The 3,622-nt window shown below is 62.8% G+C and carries 5 protein-coding genes and 1 pseudogene; 4 read left to right on the top strand and 2 right to left on the bottom strand.

The genetic code is table 11. The features are described from left to right. Window positions 1-221 precede the first annotated feature (221 nt). Window positions 222-1,436 (bottom strand): deoxyguanosinetriphosphate triphosphohydrolase, encoded by a 1,215-nt coding sequence (locus EN893_RS24085; protein WP_127270655.1) that lies wholly within the window; start codon window positions 1,434-1,436, stop codon window positions 222-224. Window positions 1,437-1,526: 90 nt separating this feature from the next. Between EN893_RS24085 and erpA the strand changes: the two genes are divergently transcribed. From erpA to EN893_RS24065, 4 genes are all read left to right on the top strand, one after another. Beyond that, on the top strand, window positions 1,527-1,874 hold the full coding sequence (gene erpA, locus EN893_RS24080; RefSeq protein ID WP_127270656.1) for an iron-sulfur cluster insertion protein ErpA: 348 nt from the start codon (window positions 1,527-1,529) through the stop codon (window positions 1,872-1,874). A gap of 1 nt (window position 1,875) precedes the next feature. Further along, window positions 1,876-2,271: a VOC family protein gene (locus EN893_RS24075; protein WP_127270658.1), complete on the top strand. Its 396-nt coding sequence runs from the start codon at window positions 1,876-1,878 to the stop codon at window positions 2,269-2,271. 17 nt (window positions 2,272-2,288) lie between these two features. Beyond that, complete coding sequence (gene xth, locus EN893_RS24070) at window positions 2,289-3,083, top strand: exodeoxyribonuclease III (RefSeq protein ID WP_127270660.1); 795 nt, start codon at window positions 2,289-2,291, stop codon at window positions 3,081-3,083. 88 nt (window positions 3,084-3,171) lie between these two features. Then, window positions 3,172-3,471 carry a hypothetical protein gene (locus EN893_RS24065; RefSeq protein WP_127270688.1) on the top strand — a complete coding sequence of 100 codons (300 nt, stop codon included), beginning with the start codon at window positions 3,172-3,174 and terminating at the stop codon, window positions 3,469-3,471. Between the two features lie 48 nt (window positions 3,472-3,519). Here EN893_RS24065 and EN893_RS39430 read toward each other — a convergent pair. Continuing rightward, window positions 3,520-3,622 (bottom strand): annotated as a pseudogene (locus EN893_RS39430) (sel1 repeat family protein); the annotation flags it as partial.

Below are 3,622 nucleotides of genomic sequence, written 5' to 3'. Positions count from 1 at the left end.
TTGGTCGCTAGGTCGCCGTGGCTGGCGTCGCGCGGCGGCTCGACGGCAATGCGCGACAGGTCAGGCGAAACGCCGTCTTTGTCTTTCAGATCAAGCGCTTCGACGGCTTTTATGATTCGCGCGGTGAAATCGGCGAAGATGTTCATTTGTGTGACTCTGGGGTCTGGCTCTGGCGGCTTTGCAGCGAATCCGGCTCGTTGGCCGGCAAAATCGAGCCCGCCCTAGCCCAATTCAGGCGTATGGTCAAACAAACGCCGGTGTTCCTTGAGCGCGTAGGTGTCGGTCATACCCGCCAGGAAGTCGGCGACGCTGCGCGCCTTGATGCGGTCGTCGGCCCGATCCAGCCCCTCGCGCCAGCCGTCCGGCATGGCGCGCGGATCGGCGAAATAGGCGTCGAACAGATTTTTGACGATCTGCTCGGCGTCCGCGCGCACCCGCATAACCTCCGCGTGCCGGTAGAGGTGCTTGTACAGGAAGGCCTTCAGTTCTTTCTCCAAGGCAGCCATTTCGGCCGAGAAAACCACCATCGTCTCGCCAGCTGCCCTCACCGCATCGGCGCTCCGCGGCCTGATGCGATCGAGATTGGCGGTCGTCGACTTGATCACGTCCTCGACCATGGCGGTTATCTGCCGCCGCATCAGCTCGTGGCCAGTGCGCACATCATCGAGGGAGGGATAGCGTGAGCGAACGCCTTTCAGGATCGTTCCCGGCAGCGAAACCGTCTCCAGCATGTCCAGCGTCAAGAGCCCTGCCCTCAAGCCGTCATCGATGTCATGCGTGTTGTAGGCTATATCGTCGGCGATCGCCGCGCATTGCGCCTCGATGCCGGCAAACCGGTCGAGTTCGAGATCGTGCAGTTCAGAGTAATCACGGATCGCCTGCGGCACCGGCCCTTTCAGACCTTTGCCGTTAGCATTCGTCAGCGGCCCATTGTGCTTGACCAGGCCTTCCAGCGTTTCCCAGGTCAGGTTGAGCCCATCGAACTCGGCGTAGCGCGCCTCCAGCCTCGTCACGATGCGCAGCGATTGCGCGTTGTGGTCGAAGCCGCCCCAGGCGGCCATCTTTTCGTTCAGCGCGTCCTCGCCGGTGTGGCCGAAGGGCGTGTGGCCGAAATCATGCACCAGCGCCACCGCCTCGGCGAGATCCTCGTCGCCGCGCAGCGCCCGTGCCAGGGCGCGCGCGATCTGCGCCACTTCGATCGAATGGGTCAGCCGGGTGCGATAGTGGTCGCCTTCATGCGCGATGAAGACCTGCGTCTTGTGCTTGAGCCGCCGGAAGGCCGTCGAATGGATGATGCGGTCACGGTCACGCTGGAATGGCGTGCGGGTCGGGCTTTCCACCTCGTCGAACAGCCGCCCGCGCGACTTTGCCGGATCGCAGGCATAGGCGGCGCGCGGCCGATAGCCGAATCCGATGTCGCCCAACTCGTTGGTCATGGCTGATGCTGCCGCAGTTGACTTAGCCAGGTTGACTTGGCCCCTCGCGCTTCATACCTATCATGTGAAACCGAAAGCAAGGTGACGCCCATGGGCGCTGATGCCAAGACTGCCATGAAAGTCGATATGACCGAGGCCGCCGCCAGGCGGATCGCCAGGATTGTCTCGAACGAGGCCGGCAAGACGGCGCTGCGCGTGTCGGTCGAAGGCGGCGGCTGCTCGGGCTTCTCCTACAAGTTCGACCTGGTCGATACGCGCAACGACGACGACGTCGCCATCGAGAAGGACGGCGCCACCGTGCTGATCGACGACCTGTCGCTGGTCTATATGGGCGGCTCTGTGATCGATTTCGTCGACGATCTGATGGGCCAGTCGTTCCAGATCCGCAATCCGAACGCCGTCGCCTCCTGCGGCTGCGGCACGAGTTTCTCCATATAGAATGCCTGCCATTAGTGCGATCCGTCAGATCGCGCTGTCGGCTGGCCGTGATCTCGACACCACGCTGGCTTTCTGGCGCGACGTGCTCGGCATGGCGGTTCATGCGCGCTTCGATCCGCCGGGCATCGCCTTCATCATGGCCGGCGATATCAGGCTGCTGTTCACTGACGGCATACCGGCCGGAACCGTCTATCTCGACATATCCGGCCTCGACGACTTCCATGCCTCTGCGGTCGCGGCAGGCGTACCCTTCACCGCGCCGCCAACACTTGTCCATCGCGACACGGAGGGCCAGTTCGGTCCAGCGGGGGAAAGCGAATGGATGGCCTTCCTAAAGGACCCGGCTGGCAATACGATTGGCCTCGTCGAACGCCATCCGCCGCAAGAATCCAACTGAATAGCATCGAGACCGCCATGAAAATCGTCACCTGGAACATCAACGGTGTCCGCGCCCGCATTGGCAATCTCACCCATTGGCTGACCGAGAGCGCACCCGACATCGTCTGCCTGCAGGAGATCAAGACCGTCGACGAGCAATTCCCGCGCGCCGAGATCGAGGCGCTTGGCTACAATGTCGAAACCCATGGCCAGAAGGGTTTCAACGGCGTGGCCCTGTTGTCGAAGCTGCGCTTCGACGAAGTCATCCGGGGCCTGCCCGGCGACGATGCCGATGAACAGGCGCGTTTCATCGAAGGCGTTTTCTCGACCGACAAGGGCGCCTTGCGCGTCGCCTCGCTCTATCTGCCGAACGGCAATCCGATCGATGACGAGAAGAAGTTTCCTTACAAGCTGTCCTGGATGGCGCGGCTGGAGCGCTGGGCCGAAGAACGGCTGAGACTTGAGGAGGCCCTGGTGCTCGCCGGCGACTACAACGTGATTCCCGAGCGGATCGACGCGCGGTTTCCGGAGAACTGGCTGGGCGACGCCCTGTTCCAGCCGCAGACGCGACAAGCCTTCCGCCGGCTGCTCAACCTTGGTTTCACCGAGGCGGTGCGCGCGGTCACCGACGCGCACGACACCTACACGTTCTGGGACTATCAGGCCGGCGCCTGGCAGAAGAACAACGGCATCCGCATCGACCACCTGCTTTTGTCGCCGGAAGCCGCCAACCGGTTTTCTTCCGCGTCGATCGAAAAGCACGTGCGCGCCTGGGAAAAACCGTCCGATCACGTCCCGGTGGCGATCGATCTCGCGCTTCAGCCGGCCTGAGAGAACCTCGCCGGGCACGCAGGCGCTGGACCTCATATCGCCACATTTCGCGCCGTTCATTGCGGTCCAGCATGGCGGCTGGGGTTCCATGAGCACACGATTTCATCTTTGTCCGATCGGCCTGGCATTTGCCATGGCCGCTCCCGGTGCGGCATTTGCCGACCAGGAATGCTTGGCCAATGGAAAATCCTACCAGCTTGGCCAGGTCGCCTGCCTGACGGTTGCCGACCGGAGCCATCTGGCCCGCTGCGACATGGTGCTCAACAACACATCGTGGACGAAGATCGGGGATAGCTGCCCGGAAAACACCTTGGCGCCACACCCCCATGTCACGCCGATCTCGACGCCGGCGCCCAGCATGGTGCCGACGGAGCCGATCGAGAACTGATCGCGATCGAAATCGAGTGCTGCTGGTGAAGCTGACGCAGCCGCGAGACTACTGGTCCGCGTTGTTGCCCTTGGTGAGGATATCATCGGCCAGCGAGATGGCGGTGCGGCGGTCGGCCTCGCCGGCGGGGGCCAATGCCTCTTTCTTCCTG

The organism is Mesorhizobium sp. M7A.F.Ca.CA.004.04.2.1 (assembly GCF_004022825.1).
Taxonomy (GTDB): Bacteria; Pseudomonadota; Alphaproteobacteria; order Rhizobiales; family Rhizobiaceae; genus Mesorhizobium.
This window is presented reverse-complemented; position numbering and strand designations above follow the sequence as displayed.

What these genes read in the sequence shown, in the direction of transcription:
- EN893_RS24085 (WP_127270655.1), bottom strand. Translation starts at nt 1,436, where the DNA reads ATGACCAACGAGTTGGGCGACATCGGATTCGGCTATCGGCCGCGCGCC.
- erpA (WP_127270656.1), top strand. Translation starts at nt 1,527, where the DNA reads ATGGGCGCTGATGCCAAGACTGCCATGAAAGTCGATATGACCGAGGCC.
- EN893_RS24075 (WP_127270658.1), top strand. Translation starts at nt 1,876, where the DNA reads ATGCCTGCCATTAGTGCGATCCGTCAGATCGCGCTGTCGGCTGGCCGT.
- xth (WP_127270660.1), top strand. Translation starts at nt 2,289, where the DNA reads ATGAAAATCGTCACCTGGAACATCAACGGTGTCCGCGCCCGCATTGGC.
- EN893_RS24065 (WP_127270688.1), top strand. Translation starts at nt 3,172, where the DNA reads ATGAGCACACGATTTCATCTTTGTCCGATCGGCCTGGCATTTGCCATG.